The organism is Nocardia cyriacigeorgica GUH-2, from assembly GCF_000284035.1.
Classification (GTDB): domain Bacteria; phylum Actinomycetota; class Actinomycetes; order Mycobacteriales; family Mycobacteriaceae; genus Nocardia; species Nocardia cyriacigeorgica_B.
This window is the reverse complement of the sequence record NC_016887.1, coordinates 3,404,939-3,421,447: the sequence shown is the minus strand read 5'-3', so window position 1 is coordinate 3,421,447 and position 16,509 is coordinate 3,404,939. Positions and strand designations below refer to the sequence as shown.

General features: G+C 68.4%; 15 protein-coding genes and 1 pseudogene. 7 read left to right on the top strand and 9 right to left on the bottom strand.

From position 1 onward, the window contains the following. Window positions 1-32: 32 nt before the first annotated feature. A complete protein-coding gene (locus tag NOCYR_RS15300) occupies window positions 33-1,682 on the bottom strand; it encodes an acyl-CoA synthetase (RefSeq protein ID WP_014351289.1) in 1,650 nt (549 codons plus the stop codon). A gap of 228 nt (window positions 1,683-1,910) precedes the next feature. Here NOCYR_RS15300 and NOCYR_RS15295 point away from each other — a divergent pair, with 228 nt between their 5' ends. Next, a complete protein-coding gene (locus NOCYR_RS15295; RefSeq protein ID WP_014351288.1) occupies window positions 1,911-3,866 on the top strand; it encodes a GMC family oxidoreductase N-terminal domain-containing protein in 1,956 nt (651 codons plus the stop codon). Between the two features lie 13 nt (window positions 3,867-3,879). Here NOCYR_RS15295 and NOCYR_RS15290 read toward each other — a convergent pair whose 3' ends face one another. Both NOCYR_RS15290 and NOCYR_RS15285 read right to left on the bottom strand, forming a co-directional pair. Continuing rightward, window positions 3,880-4,152: a MoaD/ThiS family protein gene (locus NOCYR_RS15290; RefSeq protein ID WP_014351287.1), complete on the bottom strand. Its 273-nt coding sequence runs from the start codon at window positions 4,150-4,152 to the stop codon at window positions 3,880-3,882. Between the two features lie 4 nt (window positions 4,153-4,156). Next, complete coding sequence (locus NOCYR_RS15285) at window positions 4,157-5,254, bottom strand: WD40/YVTN/BNR-like repeat-containing protein (RefSeq protein ID WP_014351286.1); 1,098 nt, start codon at window positions 5,252-5,254, stop codon at window positions 4,157-4,159. A gap of 184 nt (window positions 5,255-5,438) precedes the next feature. On the opposite strand from NOCYR_RS15285, the gene NOCYR_RS15280 reads away from it, so the two are divergent. The 3 genes from NOCYR_RS15280 to NOCYR_RS15270 all read left to right on the top strand — a co-directional run bounded on the left by NOCYR_RS15280 (window position 5,439) and on the right by NOCYR_RS15270 (window position 8,759). After that, entirely contained in the window at window positions 5,439-6,062 is a 624-nt protein-coding gene (locus NOCYR_RS15280) for a hypothetical protein (protein WP_014351285.1), read from the top strand. Between the two features lie 116 nt (window positions 6,063-6,178). Then, window positions 6,179-7,135, top strand: a complete 957-nt coding sequence (locus tag NOCYR_RS15275) for a hypothetical protein (RefSeq protein WP_014351284.1) — start codon at window positions 6,179-6,181, stop codon at window positions 7,133-7,135. Between the two features lie 76 nt (window positions 7,136-7,211). Next, on the top strand, window positions 7,212-8,759 hold the full coding sequence (locus NOCYR_RS15270; protein ID WP_014351283.1) for a lipase maturation factor family protein: 1,548 nt from the start codon (window positions 7,212-7,214) through the stop codon (window positions 8,757-8,759). 156 nt (window positions 8,760-8,915) lie between these two features. On the opposite strand, the pseudogene NOCYR_RS30505 reads toward NOCYR_RS15270, so the two are convergent. After that, window positions 8,916-9,146 (bottom strand): annotated as a pseudogene (locus NOCYR_RS30505) (cold-shock protein); the annotation flags it as partial. Window positions 9,147-9,277: 131 nt separating this feature from the next. Between NOCYR_RS30505 and NOCYR_RS15260 the strand changes: the two are divergent. Then, window positions 9,278-9,784, top strand: a complete 507-nt coding sequence (locus NOCYR_RS15260) for a flavin reductase family protein (protein ID WP_014351281.1) — start codon at window positions 9,278-9,280, stop codon at window positions 9,782-9,784. Window positions 9,785-9,801: 17 nt separating this feature from the next. On the opposite strand, the gene NOCYR_RS15255 is transcribed toward NOCYR_RS15260, so the two are convergent. From NOCYR_RS15255 to NOCYR_RS15235, 5 genes are all read right to left on the bottom strand, one after another. Beyond that, window positions 9,802-10,299 (bottom strand): SRPBCC family protein, encoded by a 498-nt coding sequence (locus tag NOCYR_RS15255; RefSeq protein WP_014351280.1) that lies wholly within the window; start codon window positions 10,297-10,299, stop codon window positions 9,802-9,804. A 106-nt stretch (window positions 10,300-10,405) separates the two neighbouring features. Next, on the bottom strand, window positions 10,406-11,623 hold the full coding sequence (locus NOCYR_RS15250) for an RNA polymerase sigma factor (RefSeq protein ID WP_048833418.1): 1,218 nt from the start codon (window positions 11,621-11,623) through the stop codon (window positions 10,406-10,408). Continuing rightward, window positions 11,620-11,955: a YciI family protein gene (locus tag NOCYR_RS15245; RefSeq protein ID WP_014351278.1), complete on the bottom strand. Its 336-nt coding sequence runs from the start codon at window positions 11,953-11,955 to the stop codon at window positions 11,620-11,622. The genes NOCYR_RS15250 and NOCYR_RS15245 overlap by 4 nt, the downstream gene beginning before the upstream one ends. 97 nt (window positions 11,956-12,052) lie before the next feature. Continuing rightward, a complete protein-coding gene (locus NOCYR_RS15240) occupies window positions 12,053-13,228 on the bottom strand; it encodes a hypothetical protein (RefSeq protein WP_014351277.1) in 1,176 nt (391 codons plus the stop codon). Continuing rightward, a complete protein-coding gene (locus NOCYR_RS15235; protein ID WP_048833417.1) occupies window positions 13,225-14,169 on the bottom strand; it encodes a metal-dependent hydrolase in 945 nt (314 codons plus the stop codon). Before NOCYR_RS15235 ends, NOCYR_RS15240 begins: the two co-directional genes overlap by 4 nt. 140 nt (window positions 14,170-14,309) lie before the next feature. Here NOCYR_RS15235 and NOCYR_RS15230 point away from each other — a divergent pair, with 140 nt between their 5' ends. Beyond that, window positions 14,310-14,945, top strand: a complete 636-nt coding sequence (locus tag NOCYR_RS15230) for a TetR/AcrR family transcriptional regulator (protein ID WP_014351275.1) — start codon at window positions 14,310-14,312, stop codon at window positions 14,943-14,945. Window positions 14,946-15,040: 95 nt separating this feature from the next. Next, window positions 15,041-16,486, top strand: a complete 1,446-nt coding sequence (gndA, locus tag NOCYR_RS15225) for an NADP-dependent phosphogluconate dehydrogenase (RefSeq protein WP_014351274.1) — start codon at window positions 15,041-15,043, stop codon at window positions 16,484-16,486. Window positions 16,487-16,509: the final 23 nt, after the last annotated feature.

Below are 16,509 nucleotides of genomic sequence, written 5' to 3'. Positions count from 1 at the left end.
CTCCCGGCACGAGCTGACGGGAGCAGGAACCCTCAGCTCTCGGCGGCCTGCGCGATCAACTGACGGCGCAGCAACTTCCCGGTGGCATTGCGTGGCAGCTCATCGATGACGCTGACCTCGCGCGGCACCTTGTGCCGGGCCAGATGGGCCTTCACGTAATCGCGGATCTCCTGCGGTTCGAGCGTGGCCCCACTGGCGGGCACGACATAGGCGTGCAGTCGCTGCCCGAAATCCCGGTCGGCGACGCCGATGACCGCGGCCTCCAGAATGTCGGCCCGTTCGGTGAGCAGGTTCTCCACCTCGGACGGATAGACGTTCTCGCCGCCGGAGATGATCATCTCGTCGTCGCGGCCGTCGATGAACAGCCTGCCCTCGGCGTCGAAATGCCCCACATCGCCGGAGGAGAGCAAGCCGTCGACGATCTCCTTGTTGCGGCCGTCGGTGTAGCCGCTGAAGCTCAGCCCGCTGGAGACGAAGATGGTCCCGACCACGCCGGGCGTGGTGATCCGATTGCGGTTCTCGTCGTAGATCGCCACCCGGCAGCCCACCGGCGGGCGTCCGACCGTCCCCGGCGCCTCCCGCATATCGAGCGGGGTCGCGACGGCGGCCACGGCCACTTCGGTGGAGGCGTAGAGGTTGTAGAGCACGTCGCCGAATGCCTCGGCGGTACGACGGCTCAGATCCGGCGCCACCGCCGACCCGGCCGCGAAGATCACCCGCAGCGAGGAGGTGTCGTAGCGGGCGAGCACCTCGGGGCCCAGGTCGAGGATCCGTTGCAGCATGGTCGGCACCACCACGAGAGTGGCCGCGCGGTGCGTGGCGACCGCGGCGATGGTGCGTTCGGCGTTGAACTTGCGCTGCTGGAAGACGATCGTATTGCCCAGCGCCCAGCCCAGCGTGAATTGCGACAGACCGGTGCCGTGGAAGATGGGCGCGGCCATCACCATCGTGTTCTCGCGCGGCAGCGGCACCCGGTCCAGGAACTGGGCCGATTGCAGCGGTGGAACCTTGTCGCGGGGCGCGCCTTTCGGAGTGCCGGTGGTGCCGCTGGTGAGAATGACCATGCCGCCCGGCCGTTTCGGTTTCGGTGCCGGCGTGGTGGGGTTCGCGGCGATGAGCGAATCGAGGGTGGCGGGCGCATCGGGGGAGGTGGCCGAGTCGACCCAGGACAGATACCGGGACACCTCGCCCGGAACCTGCGCGAGCACGGTGTCGAACTCCGCGTCGTGCACGATGGCCCGGATGTGTTCGCGGCGGGCCACTTCGGCCAGTTGCGGTGCGGCGAAACCGGTGTTCAACAGCACGATGCGGACGCCGAGCTTGCCTGCGGCGAGCAGCGTCAGCACCATGCCGCGGTGATCGCGGCACAGCGCGCCCATCACCTCGCCGGGCGCCAGCACCTCGGCTCGCAGCGCATGGGTCAGGGCGTTCGACTGCTGCTCCAGCTCTTCGAAAGTGAGGGGACCGCGGTCGTCGATGATGGCCACCCGTGCGGGATTGCGGCGCAGGCCGTGGCGCAGCACGGTGACGAACGGCCCGAAGACCGCGGCGTCGCGCAGGGTGCGCACCATATCGGCCGGGCGGCGCGGGTCGATCATGCCGCGCCGGGTGAGGACGGCGAGGGCCGCGGCCGCGTCGGTGACGGGGCGCAGGGGCGCGGGAGTGGTGCCTCGGAATGCCATCGGCGGTCTCCAGTCGTGTGCGTGCGATGGTGCGTCTGATCAGGGCGCAGCCTAAAGAATACGCATTAACTTAGGTCGTTGGTGCCGACTCCGCGATCATTCTGTTCGAGACCGGAAGCGCCGCGCCGGTCAGCGCAACAGTGGGACCGCAATGATGAGAATCTTCGTTAAGTTAACGAGCGCCCGCCGACCGTGGTAGAACACACCCACCGGTAGGAAGGGAAGTGCATGGAGCCCACAGCACGCCAGCGCGCGGCACTCGGCCTGATCTGCGATACGTTCGCCCCCGGCGACGGCCAGGAGCTGCCCTCGGCCACCGTTCTGGGCGCGATCGACACGGTTCTGCGAATGCTCGAACGCAACCCGCGTGAAGCCGAGACCAAGCAGCTGTTCACGCTGCTGAACCTGTGGGATACCCGGCTGTTCGGCGTCCTGACCGGCAGCGGTCCGCGCCGATTCTCGGCACTGACGCCCGATGAGCGCGAGCAAGCTCTGCTGCGGTTCGGCGATTCCCGCTTCGCGGTCAAACGCACACTGTTCCAAGCCCTGAAGTCGGCAGCGCTGCTCTCCTACAACGTGACACCCGGCCCGACCGGGGAGAACCCGCTGTGGAAGCAGATGGGCTACCCCGCGCCGCCCGGTCCGCGCGCGACGGCCACCGGCCCCGCGCTCGAGCCATTGCGCCTCACCGAGCCGACGACCCTCGAGTGTGACGTGGTCATCGTCGGTTCCGGCGCGGGCGGCGGCACGGCGGCCGCGGTCCTGGCCGACGCCGGCCTCGATGTCGTCGTGCTCGAACGCGGCGACTACTACGACGACCGCGATTTCGGCACCGGCGAAATGGACGGCCTGCTGCGCCTGTACGCCCCCGGACCGCAGGCGACCACCGAGGGCCAGCTCACCCTCGCGGCGGGCAGCTGCCTCGGCGGCGGCACCGTCGTCAACTGGAGCACCTCGCTGCCCACCCCCGACGACGTGCGCGCGGAATGGGCCGACTTCGGCGTACCCCAGTTCACCGCAACCGAATTCGACGATGCCCTGGCAGTCGTGCAGCAGCGTCTCGGTGTCAATCGCGACCACTCACCGCTGTCGGCCCGCGACGCCGTCCTCGAACGCGGTGCCACCGCGCTCGGCTGGGACGTCGACACCTTGCCGCGCAATGTCTCCGACGCCTGCGACACCGGTGTCGACTGCGGTAGCTGCGGTTACGGTTGCCGCCTCGGCGCGAAGCAGTCGGTCACCAAGACCTGGCTCCAGGATGCCGCCGGTCACGGCGCCCGCTTGGTCGTCGATGCGAACGTGCGCCGGATCGAGGTGAAAAACGGTCGCGCCGAAGGCGTTACAGCCGAGACCGGCACCGGCGTTCGCATCGATGTCCGTGCCCGCGCCGTGGTGGTCGCGGCCGGTGCCATCCAGACCCCGGCGCTGCTGCGGCGCTCGGGCCTGCGCGATGACACCATCGGCCGCTACCTGCGCCTGCATCCGGCGGCCGCCGTCTACGGCGTCTTCGATGAGGAGATCCGGCCGTGGGAGGGCGGATTGCAGGCGCGGATCTGCCGTCACGACCAGAATCTGGACGGCAACGGTTACGGCGTCATCTACGAGACCGGGCCGGTGCAGCCCGGTCTGGCGGTGGGGTTCATGAACTGGCGGGGAGCCGCCGCGCATCGGGCGACCATGCTCGACCTCGCCCACACCGGTGTCGTCGGCGTCATCACCCGCGACCGCGACCACGGCCGCGTCACCGTCGACCGCAGCGGGGAACCGGTCGTGTCGTACCGGCTGTCGGACTACGACCGCGCGCACCTGCGCACCGGAATCGGCGGGGCCGCACAGATTCTCGAAGCAGCCGGCGCCCGGCGCATCTTCTCCGGACATCAGGCCGGCGTCGCCTACGAGCCCGGCACCCGCGGCTCGCATGCGGAGTTCGTCGCTGCCGGTGACGCCGCGGGCTACGGTCCCGGCCAATGCTCGATGGCGGCGTTGCACATCATGGGCTCGGCCCGGATGGGCGGTTCGCGCGAACTCTCGGCGACCGATCCGGACGGCGCGACCTGGGAGGTGCCGAATATCGTCGTCGCCGACGCCTCGTGCTTCCCGACCTCCTCGGGCGTCAATCCGATGGTGACCATCGAGGCCATCGCCTACATGAACGCGAAACGCCTGGCGGCTCGACTGGCCTGAGCAGTGCGGTGAGCTACCCGCCGGCGACCGCGGGAATGATCATGACCTCGGAACCGGGCCGCAGGGCCGTGTCGATGCCGTCGAGGGAGCGGCATTCGTCGCCGTCGACGTAGAAGTTCACGTAACGACGCAACCGGCCGCTCTCATCGCGCAGCCGCCGCTCCAGCGCGGGATGGCTGTCCCGCAACGCGTCCAGCAAGGCGCGCAGCGACGCAGCGTCGACGTCGAGTTCCTTCTCCCCGCCGACGTACGGGCGCAAGACCGACGGCAGCCGCACGCTGGCCATGTCGTCAGCCGATCACCGCGGCGCGCACGCACAGCACGTCCGGCAGCTTGTCGGCCACCAGCTGCCAGTGGTCGCCTTCGTCGGGGCTGCAATACACCTCGCCGTTGCGGGTGCCGATATAGATGCCGGTCGGGTCGGCGTCGTCGGCGCACATGGCATCGCGCATGACCGCCGCCCAGAACGGGACTTGCGGCAGGCCGTCGGTCTGCGCCGACCAGGTGTCGCCGCCGTCCTCGCTGCGATACACCGCGCAGCGGGCATCCGGCGGGAACCGGAACCGCTCCATGTCCGCATCCAGCGGGAAGGTGTAGATGACGCCGGGGCGGCGCGGGTGCGCGACGATCGGGAAACCGAAGTTGGACGGCGGCAGGTCGCCGTCGATGCGCTGCCAGCTGCGGCCGTCGTCGACGCTGCGGAACACGCCACCGTGGTTTTGCAGGTAGAGCGTGCTCGGAGTTTCGGCGTCACGGACCACTTTGTGCACGCATTGGCCCCATTCCGGCAGCTCGTCCGGCATGAAGTCCGCGGTCACGCCCTTGTTCGTCGGTGTCCACGAGGCCGCGCCGTCCTCGCTCTGATAGACGCCGCCGGTGGAGATGGCGACCGCGAGCCGCTGGGTATCGGTGGGGTGGGGCAGGATCGTGTGTAGCGCCAAACCGCCGCCGCCGGGCTGCCACTGCGGGCGATGCGGATGCTCCCACAAGCTGCGGACCAGCTCGAATGTTCGTCCGCCGTCGGTGGAGCGGAACAGCGCCGCGGGTTCGGCGCCTGCGTAGACCACCTCCGGTTCGGCCGCGCTCGCCGGCGCGATCTGCCAGACGCCCTGCAAGGCGGCGCCGGTGTCGTCGGGGAAGGCCAGGGGTGCGTCGTCGGGCTCGGTCCAGGTCTCGCCGAGATCGTCGCTGGAGACCATCGTCGGACCGAAATGGCTGTTGAGCACGCCCGTCAGCAGCCGGGGCGTCGAGCGCCGGGTGTCGATCGCCAGCGCCTTCACATCGGCGACCGGGAACTGGGGTGTGCTCACCTCCCAGCTCGACCGGCCGTCGGTACTGCGCGCCAGGAACAGGCCCTTGCGCGTTCCGATTCCGAGCATCACGTCCATCGCCGACCTCCAGAGGTCACCGCCACGCCGACGGGTGTGAGCGTACTCCCGGGCGCGCCGCGACCCGCCGGAAAACGATCGAGCCGACACCGGGCGCCGCACCGCGCGTCCGACGTGACTTTTCCGCGACGGTTTCGTAATCTAGCCGTGATCTGTTCCCGAGACTAGGCGGTGGTCGAGTTTTATGCCCGGTCAGCATCGCAAACCGACGGCAACCCGGAAACTCGCACCACTGGCCGTCTGCGGCGTCGCGGCCACCGTCATCGGCATCGTGACGGTCGAGATGGGATCCACCCAGGCCGCGCAGCCCGCGCCCGTCGCCGAGGCCCGGCCGGAGCCGGCTCGTGACCAAGCGCCGGCCGCAGCACCCGCACCGCTCGCACCGGCCCCGATCCAGCAGGCCGCCGCAGCCGATCCGGCGCTGATGGCCAAGGCGGCGATTCAGCATTCACCCTGTTCCTCGGTGCTGGCCGGCGCACTTCCGCATGTGGCGCAAGTGGGCCATCTGATCGGCAAGACCTTCGCCGTCGCCGATATCGGCGGCGCGATCGGTCGCGGCAACGACGACCACGGCGCCGGGCTGGCGCTGGACTTCATGACCTCCGATCCCGCCCACGGCACCGCCATCGCCGACTTCGTGCTGGCGAACAAAGAGCGATTCGGCGTCACCTACGTGATCTGGCAGCAGCGCTACAACGACGGCAGCGGCTGGTCCTATATGGAAGACCGCGGCAGCCCGACCGCCAACCACTACGACCATGTGCACGTGTCGTTCGCGCCCAGCGCCGACGTCAACCTCATCTGCTGATCGGCGATCGCACGGCTGCGGGCGGGCCTGTTATGGCTCCGCGGTCCGGGGTAGTCACGGTAACGGTGCAGCGTTGCGCCGACCCATACCGGATATTCCGAAGGGACGAGACCCGCATGAGCAACACCACGACGCTTCTGGCGCAGCTTCGCGCTGTCCTCGACCTCACCAACACCGAAATCCAGATCGCCGAAACCCGCATCGCGCAGGCCCGGACCGAGGCGGTGCGGCGCGAACTGTCGGAGAACGCCGGCAATGCCCGCGCCCGCGCCGAAGCCATCGAGGCCGCCGTCCGCGAACTCGGCGGCGTGCCACCGCTGATCGGGCCGTTCATCGGCCGCGCGTTCGCCGCGGTGAAGGCGATGGCCGAACAGGCCCAGCCGTTCGATGAGGCCCTGCTGGGCGATCTCACTCTCGAGCACCAGCTTCTGGACCGGGCCCGCTACATCAAGGCGCTCGCGACCGCCGATAAACAGACCGACATCATCGCCCTGGCCGACCGGCTGATCACCGCGCATTCGGCCACCGTCGACTGGCTCACCACCGTGCTCGCCGAGGACGCCCTCGGCGGACCCGCCGCCCTGCGCCGCACCCCGCTCCAAGCGGCCACGGGTACCGCGGTGAAGCTGGTGAATCTGCCTGTCAACTGGTCGGCGCGCAGCCTGGAGCGGGTAGTCGACACCGTCCGCGCCACCCCGCCCGCGCTCGGTGACCTGCTCGCCCAGGGCGCTCACGCCGGCGATGTCGCGGTCAAGACCCTCACCGCGTCCCGCGACGCCGCATTGGAAACCGCCGAGCGGGTGGTCCGGCGCGAAGGTGCCGATTCGGCCGCCGATGCCGTGCACTCCCTGCGCGCTGTCACCGGGGTGCTCGAGCCGGAGGAGCTGCCGATCGAGGACTATGACGAGCTGAATGTCGGACAGGCGGTCGCCGCGGTCAAGGAGCTCACCGAACCCGCCGACGTGCGCGTCATCATCGCCTACGAGGAGGCGCACAAGGACCGCCACGGTGTGGTCTCCGCGGCGCAGACCCGGCTGGCCGCGATCGCCCAGGAGGTCACCGGCCTCACTTGAGCCGTGCCGGAAGAACACCGCCCGATCAGGTGTTTTCCTACACAGACGGTGATGTGTCGAACCTAGGCGATCGGCGATGTTCGGGTTCTACGACTCCGGATACGTACTGGCCCGGCTGATCTTCGAGCGGCTGCTCGGCCTGGTGTACCTGGTTGCCTTCTGGTCGACGCTGGCCCAGTTCCGGGCCCTGTGCGGTGATCACGGCCTGCTGCCGGCGCGCCGGTACCTGCGGGCGGCGGGATTCCGGCGCGCGCCCAGCCTGTTCCAGCTGCACTACTCCGATCGGATGGCGACGGTGCTGGCCGGGCTGGGCGTGCTGCTGTCGGCGGCCGTCGTCGCCGGTGTGCTCGATGTGGTGCCGCTGCCGGTGGCCATGGCGATCTGGGCCTGCCTGTGGGTGTTGTATCTGTCGTTCGTGCACGCCGGGCGCACCTTCTACGGCTTCGTCTGGGAGATGCTGCTGCTGGAAGTGGGATTTCTGGCGATTTTCCTGGGCAACGCGCAGACCGCGCCGCCGATCCTGGTGATCTTCTTGCTGCGGTGGGTGCTGGTGCGGCTCGAGGTCGGTGCCGGGTTGATCAAGATCCGCAACGATCCGGCGTGGCGCAATCTCACCGCGCTCTACTACCACCACCAGACTCAGCCGTTGCCGAGCCGGTTCAGCTGGTATTTCCACCATCTGCCCAAGCCCGTGCACCGGCTGGAAGTGCTGGGCAACCATGTGGCGCAGCTGATCGTGCCGTTCGGGCTGCTGTGCCCGCAGCCGATCGCGACGGTGTCGGCGGTGATCATCATCGTGACGCAGCTGTGGCTGATGGTCAGCGGCAATTTCGCCTGGCTGAATCTGCTGACGATCACCCTGGCCACGCTCGCCCTCGACGGCCGGCTGCTGAACGCGATCCTGCCGATCGAGCCCGCTGCCGCGCCCGACGGGCCGCTGTGGTTCACCGTCCTGGTGACGGCGGTCGCCGTGCTGATGATCGCGCTGAGCTGGGCGCCGGTGCGCAATATGGCCTCGCGCAACCAGGTGATGAATGCCGCGTTCAACCGCTTCTACCTGGGCAACACCTACGGCCTGTTCGGCCACATCACCCGCACCCGGTTCGAGATCGTGATCGAAGGCACCGACGACGACCCCGACGAGAACCCCACCTGGCAGCCCTACGAATTCAAAGCCAAACCCGGCACGCCGACCCGCCGCCCGCGCCAGGTGGCGCCCTATCACCTGCGGCTGGACTGGATGATGTGGTTCGCGGCGATGTCGAGCCGCTACGCCGAAACCTGGTTCATGAGCCTGATCGCCAAACTGCTGCACGGCGATCCGGCGACGCTGCGGTTACTGGGCACCAATCCGTTCCCGCAGCGGCCGCCGGAATACGTGCGCGCCCTGCTCTACATCTACCGATTCACTTCTCGCGGCGAGCGCCGCAGGACGGGTGCCTGGTGGTCACGCGAATTGATCGACGAGTACATGCCGCCAGCCGCCCTGCTGGCCGCCGCCGGCATACCGGACGAATCCGAGCGCCGGACCGACCGCGACGACGCCGACCCGGCTAGTGACCGGTCCGCGCACCGGTATCGACGACCAGTGCGATCAGCATGGCCGTGGCGGCGAGCAGGCTGAGCCCGATCAGGATCACCGGTGCGGTACCGAGGCCGGCGAGGACGGCCAGGCAGGCGAGGAAGGCGAGGATGTATTGGTGCGCGTGTTGTGGTGCCATCGAATACCTTTCGGCCGGGACGTCAGGTGTGGACGGTGCGGCGCCCGCGTGTACGGGCGGACCCGCGCGGCCTCGGGACCGCTGCGGGTGCGCGTGGTGGTGAAGACGACGGGCTGGCCGGCGGACAGGGTTTTGTAGCCGGTGGTCTCGATAGCGGTGAAGTCGACGAAGACCGCTTCGCTGCCGTCGTCGGGGGTGAGGAATCCGAATCCCTTCTCCGCGTTGAACCAGGCCACGGTGCCGTGCCGCCACTCGGCCGAGCCGCTCACATAATCTATGCCATCCGACATAGATTTCTTATAGCACTCGGGTGAAGCCGGTTTCAAGTCGATGCCGCGCCCGTCACTTCCGACATCTGTTGTGCGACGGGCGTTATCGTTGCCCTGGGGCCGGAGACGTGCACGAGCGCACAGGAGGCGCGATGACCCACGACGAGGTCGGCGAGGCATTCGACGCGCTCGTCGCCGCCGCGGACAGCCCGGTATGGATCGTCACCACGGTCGCGGGCGGTCGCCGGGCCGGCTGCCTGGTCGGGTTCGCCTGCCAGGTCAGCATCGACCCGCGGCGGTTCCTGGTGGCGGTGTCGAAGAACAACCACACCTACCGGATCGCCCGCAACGCCGACTATCTCGCCGTGCACCTGCTGACCGGCGACCAGTTCGACCTCGCCCGCCTGTTCGCCACGACGACGGGGGAGAGCACCGACAAGTTCGCGCAGTGCGCCTGGTCCGGCGGACCGCACGGTCTGCCGATTCTCGACGGGGCCGCCGGCTGGTTCGCCGGGCGCATCATCGCCCGCAGCGACCTCGGCGACCACGTCGGCCATCTGCTCGAGCCGATCACCGCCGCCGCGCCGCCGTCCACCGCGGCCACGTCGGCCCTGCACCTCGGCGCGGTGGCCGACCTGTCGCCGGGCCACGAGGCCTGACGGCAGGTCGGCGCGGTTCAGGCGTCGTACTTGGCGAAGGGCAGGCCGGTGCCGGTGGTGATCAGCTGCGGCAGGCTCTTGGTGATGTAGTAGGTCCAGCCTTGCGAGCAGGCATCGAAGCACTCGGATTTCGCGGCGGTCAGGCCTTGGTGCGTGAAGTGCAGGGTGGTGCCGGTCTGGTCGGCGGTGATGTCGAAGACGACGTCGGTGCCGGTCCACTCGTCGCGGTCGTCGATGAAGCTGAGATCGGAGTCCACGACGTGCCAGACCATCCGCCGGCCTGGCACGACCTCGGTGATCCGGAACCGGCTGAACCGGATGCCGTCCTTGTTCGTCTTCGCTGTCTCGCCGGCGTAATTGACGTCGTCGGTGAAGACGAACTCGTCGCCGACGGCGGCGGTGTCGCCGATGATGTTCTGGTTCCACCATCCGCGCACGTCGGTGACGGCGGCGAAGACCTCCTCCGGGGTGCGGTCGACCGACATCGTGGCGCTCAGGTACTCGGTGTTCGACATTGTCTTACCTCTCTCTATCGGGTGGTTCGCACCACCGACGAACGAGAGTGCGCGGGATCGACATCGGCGCGAGAAAAATTCTGCGGGATCCGGAAACGGAGGCGTGTCAGCATTCGCTGCGGCGTTCGGCCAGGTAGCGACGCTCGGCCTCGGTGGGTGCGAGTTCCAGCGCCGCCTCGTACGCCGCGGCCGCCTCGGTGAGCCGGCCGTCGCGGCGCAGCAGATCGCCGCGGGTCGCGGGCAGCAGGTAGTAGCCGTCCAGGCGGCCGGACTCGGCGAGTTCGTCGACGAGGGCGAGGCCCGCGGGGATCCCCTCGGCCATCGCCACCGCCACGGCGCGGTTGAGGTCGACAACGGGGGACGGCGCCAGCCGGGCGAGCTCGCCGTAGAGGGCGGCGATCTGCGGCCAGTCGGTGGCCGCCGCGTCGGGCGCGGTGGCGTGGCAGGCGGCGATCGCGGCCTGCACCTGATAGGGGCCGGGACGCCGCAGGGCCAGCGCGTCGTCGAGTGTCCGCACGCCTTCGGCGATCAGCGCGCGATCCCATCGGGATCGGTCCTGGTGTTCCAGCGTGACCAGCACGCCGTGGTCGGTGCGGTGCTCGCGGCGGGCCTCGAGCAGCAGCATCAGGGCCAGCAGACCGCGTGCCTCCGGCTCGGTGGGCAGCAGCCGCACCAGGACCCGCCCGAGATGGATTCCCTCGCCTGCCAGCCCACGGGTCCCGTCCTCGTCGTCGTAGCCCTGGTTGAAGATCAGATACAACACCGCCAGGACGGAGGGCAGTCGTTGTGGCAGCAGCTCCGGCGGTGGCACGCGGTACGGGATGCCCGCCTCGGTGATCTTGCGTTTCGCTCGCACCAGGCGTTGCGCCATCGTGGATTCGGCCGTCAGGAACGCCTTCGCGATCTCGGCGGTACTCAGGCCCGCCAGCGTGCGCAGGGTGAGCGCGACCCGGGCCGGGAACGGCAGTGCCGGATGGCAGCAGGTGAAGATCAGCCGTAACCGCTCATCCGGAATCCGGTCCGTCGGCGGCTCGATCGGGTCACGTGCCAGCACGGCGAGCCCGCGCAGCTTCGCCGCCGCGGCGGTCTCCCGGCGCAGCCGGTCGGTTGCCCGGTTGCGCGCCGTGGTCGTGAGCCAGGCCCCCGGACGGCTCGGAACACCATCGCGCGGCCACGTGGTCAGCGCTGCCGCGAACGCCTCCTGAGCGCAGTCCTCGGCGAGGTCCCAATCGCCGGTGAGCCCGATGAGAGTCGCGACCACTTGACCCCACTCGTCGCGGAACGCCGCATCCACCGCGGCGCGAACCTCTTGTGGCGCAGTCATTCCCAGACGGGGCGAATCTCGATGCACCCCCGGGCCGCGTACGGATGACGTGCGGCGATGGCGATCGCGTCGTCCAGATTCGCGCAGTCGATGATGTCGATGCCGCCGATGAAGTCCTTGGTCTCGGCGAACGGCCCATCGGAGACGAGCGTTTCGCCGTCGCGGAGACGGACGGTCGTCGCGTCCGCCACCGGACGTAGTCGCGCGCCGCCGAGGCCGGTGCCCCGCCGCTCCACCTCGTCGTCATAGGCCCGATATGCCGGATCGGCGGCGATCTCTTCCATCGTCGGTGAAGTCGTTTCGTCGTCGCAGATCAGCAACACGTACTTCATGCCGCCATCATGCCCGACCAGCCGATCCCGAACCAGGGCCGACGACAGGGGTGGCACCGACGTACAGTGCCACCCCTCGCGGAATTCGAGACAGAACCTAGGCGGGCTCGGGTGCCGAGGCCTGTGCCTGTGGTGCGGCGTCCTGCTCCGATCCGCTGTCTTTCTCGGGTTGACCCTGCGGCATCGTGAACGTCGCGGCGACGGACACGAGTGCGATCGCGAAGCAGGCGAGGGTGTACCAGAGGTTGCCGACCGGATCGCCCTCCGATGTGAGGCCGTCGACCGCCGCGAAGTAGTCGGGCAGTGCGCTCACCCAGAGCACTCCCATCACGGCCAGATACACCAGCGCGTACACCTGCACGAACCGATTGCGGTACCCGTACACCGGCGTGGACCCGGCCCGCGACGCTGCCCACTGCCGGTACATCAGCACCGCCGCAACCACCGACAGCACGACAAGTTCTGCGGCATAGACGAATCCGCGCACCGCGTCGCTGCCGATACCGATGATCGTGGCGGGCAACGGCAAGACGAAGGTGCCGACCGAAGCCAGCAAGCCGATCACCACGGTGCGCCACACCAATTGCAGCCCAGTGAATTCGGTGCCCGCATCGACGTGCCGGCCCACGAAATACTGCACGCACAACGCCAGCGACATCGGCCACAGCGCCGCGAAGACGACCACGCTCGGCAGCGGCACCGCATCGAAGAACGGCTGGTTGATCGGATTGTCCAGCGACCATTCCCACCAGCGCAGCTGCGGGCCGATGTGGTCGAAGATCTCGTAGAACGCGTGATGGACGAACCCGACGCACGCCGCGCCGAGCAGCACACCATGGCGGCGGAAAATGCCGAGCATGCGCACGATTTCGAAGGCCACCGTCGCCATGAACGGATAGATGGCGATGATGTAGAGCGGCAGCCTGCCCCACAGGAATTCCACCGTGAACAGGTTGTGCGCGAACATGGTGTCCACGTGCTCGTCGATGCCGAACGCGCCGGGGAAATACAGCGGCGGTTCGATCACGAACAGGTACGCGGTGGCGCCGAACCAGAGCACCAGATTGGTCGGGTCACCGTGTTTGCGCAGCCGCATGATCGCGTAGACCAGTGCGAGCACCGAGCCGAGCACGATGGTCACCTCGAGCGCGAGCAGCGTCCAGTTCTCGAGTGCGGCCGGATTGCGGAATTCGACCAGCCCGCCGGTCTCGTCACAGGAAAAACCCATGCGTTCGGCGAGATCGGCGAAAGTGGGCGTACACAGATCGCTCATGAGTTCACCGCCGAGGCCACCGAGGTGTCGTTCTGGTCGGCGGTGTACCAGCGGGTGCAGTCGTAGCCGGCGTCATAGCGCTCGAACCACCGATCCGCCAGCTCGGGCAGGTTCTCGTGGGTCGGGTCGTGCTTGGGCATCTGGCTGCGGAACACCCCGGCCAGGGCGGTGAGCTGTTCCTTGCGCGGGAGTCCGTCGAACGCGCGCGGCATCGGGCCCTTGGTCAGGTACGGCGCGAAGAAGGTCAGCACCCGCTGCTTGGCGCGGTGGCGGGCGAACATCGCCATGGCGTCGACCTGCCGGTCGGCGAGGGGAACGTGCTGGTTGAAGCCCATGCAGGCGATTCGGATCACCTTGAGCACGTGCGCGAAGATCGACGGCGCCATCCGCATCCGGTAGAGCTCGTCGCCGACCACGGCGTTGAACAGGATCAGCGCCGAGCTGCGGTGCTCCACCTCCTCGACGAAATGCCAGATGAACAGCGAGGCGACCCGGTCGTCGCCGGGCCGGAACAGGGTGTCCTCGTTGTCGAGCATCAGCTTGAACACCGGCGTGAAGGTGGCCTCGAGGTCGGCGGTGTAGGCGAGGCGGTAGTTGTGCGAGGTGGCCTCGGTGAGCAGGTCGAATTCGCCGATCACCGCGTCGAGGGTGTTCTGAAGGCCCGGGTATTTCTTGATCAGCGCCTTGACGTGCTGGCGGTGCGCGGTCGAGTGATGGCCTTCCTGGCGCATGAAGGCGGTGGCCTCCGCGGCCACCTCCGGGTCGGTGAACACGGGCTTGAGCTGCATGATCAGCTTGACGATCATCTTCTCGAAGCCGACGGCCAGGAACGAGACCGCGTTCGACATGCTCGACCAGGCGGGATTCTGCGGGTTCCACAGGAACGGGACATCCGCGTCCTCGAATCCGAAATCCATCTTTCGGGGCTGCACATTCGTCACAGGGAGTACCTCGCGTAGGGGATGGGTCTGTCGCTGCGCGGGGCAGCGCTGCGGGTGTAACCATACAACCAAGCATCTGTTTGTATGATTGCTTTAGGAAGATCGCCGACCCGGGAGAAGGCGGTGGTAGTGTCCGGCCGGTGGCGCGCAGACGCGGATGGGGCGGGAGTCCGCCCGAAGACGACGAGGAAGCCCGTCGGCGCATCGTCGCCACCGCGGTCGAGCTGATCGGGCGGACCGGGTCGGCGATCAGCATCGCCGATGTGGCCGACGCGCTCGGCGTCATCCGCCAGACCGTCTACCGCTATTTCCCCAGCGCCGAATCGCTGCTGACGGCCGCGGCCATCGCCTCGGTCGACGGCTTCCTGGACCGGCTGGCCGCGCACGTGGCCGGCCTCGACGATCCGGCCGAGGCGATGACCGAAGCCGCGGTCTTCACCCTCGCCGACGTGCGCCGCACCCCGCATCTGCGCATCGTGCTGACGAGCTCGTACTCGGCCATCGACCCCGACAGCATGACCTCGGTGCAGGCCAAGACCTTCGGCATGACGATGATCCATCGCTTCGACGTCGACTGGGCCCGCCACGGCTACGACGAACCCGCCCTGCAAGAGCTGGTCGAATTCGTGCTGCGCACGATGCATTCGTTCCTGGTGTCGCCGGGCGATCCGCCGCGCACCGAGGACGAATTGCGCGCCTACCTGCGGCGCTGGATGGGTGCGTCGATCTCGGCGCAGCGCGATTTCGTCACCGGAACCGGCGCGGTGGGCCAGTAGTAGCGCCGCGACCGAGCGCGGGCCGGGCGGCCATCGGCGCGCTGCCTAGACTGCGGGGGTTCACATCGAGCTCGATCGACAAGGAGAACCCGCCGATGACATCTCCCACCGCGCGCGCACAGATCGGGGTCACCGGCCTCGCGGTCATGGGCAGCAATATCGCCCGCAATTTCGCGCGGCACGGCTACACCGTCGCCTTGCACAACCGCAGCATCGCCAAGGTCGACGCCCTGCTGGCCGAGCACGGCGGCGACGGTGACTTCGTGCGCACGGAGTCGATCGAGGAACTGATCGCCGCGCTGGAGAAGCCGCGCCGGGTGCTCATCATGGTCAAGGCCGGTGAGGCCACCGACGCCGTCATCGAGGAACTGGCCGCGGCCATGGAGCCGGGCGACATCATCATCGACGGCGGCAACGCCCTCTACACCGACACCATCCGGCGCGAGGCGTCGCTGCGCGAGCGCGGGCTCAACTTCGTCGGCGCTGGCATTTCCGGTGGTGAGGAGGGCGCGCTCAACGGTCCGTCGATCATGCCGGGCGGCCCGGCCGAGTCCTACGAATCGCTGGGCCCGCTGCTGGAATCGGTGGCCGCGAAGGTCGACGGCACTCCCTGCTGCACCCACATCGGCCCCGATGGTTCCGGGCATTTCGTGAAGATGGTGCACAACGGCATCGAGTACGCCGATATGCAGCTCATCGGCGAGGCCTACCACCTGTTCCGCGACGCGCTCGGCTTCGACGCCAAGCAGATCGCCGATGTGTTCACCCAGTGGAATTCCGGTGATCTGGAGAGCTACCTGGTGGAGATCACCGCCGAGGTGCTCAACCAGGTGGATGCCAAGACCGGCAAGGCGCTGGTCGACGTCATCGTGGATGCCGCAGAGCAGAAGGGCACCGGCCGCTGGACGGTGAAGTCCGCGCTGGATCTGGGCATTCCCGTCACCGGTATCGCCGAGGCGGTCTTCGCTCGCGCGCTGTCGGGTTCCCGCGCCCAGCGCGCCGCCGCCAAGGGTTTGGCCGCGGGCACGCTGGCCGACAAGCCCACCGATGTGGAGACCTTCACCGAGGACATCCGCCGCGCGCTCTACGCCTCGAAGGTCGTCGCCTACGCGCAGGGCTTCGACCAGATCGCCGCCGGCAGCGCCGAATACGGCTGGGGCCTCAAGCCTGGTGATCTGGCCACCATCTGGCGCGGCGGCTGCATCATCCGGGCCCGGTTCCTGAACCGGATCAAGGAGGCCTACGACGAGAACCCGAATCTGGAGAGCCTGATCCTGGCGCCGTACTTCCGCGAGGCCATCGAAACCGGCATCGACAGCTGGCGCCGGGTCGTCGCTACCGCGACCATGCTCGGCATCCCCGTGCCCGCGTTCGCTTCGTCGCTGTCCTACTACGACGCCCTGCGCGCCGAACGCCTGCCCGCCGCCCTCACCCAGGGTCAGCGCGACTTCTTCGGCGCCCACACCTACGAGCGCATCGACGCCGAAGGCAAGTTCCACACGCTGTGGAGCGGGGATCGCAGCGAGATCCAGACCAGCTGAGTGCGGGGAGGCGGAGCGGACAC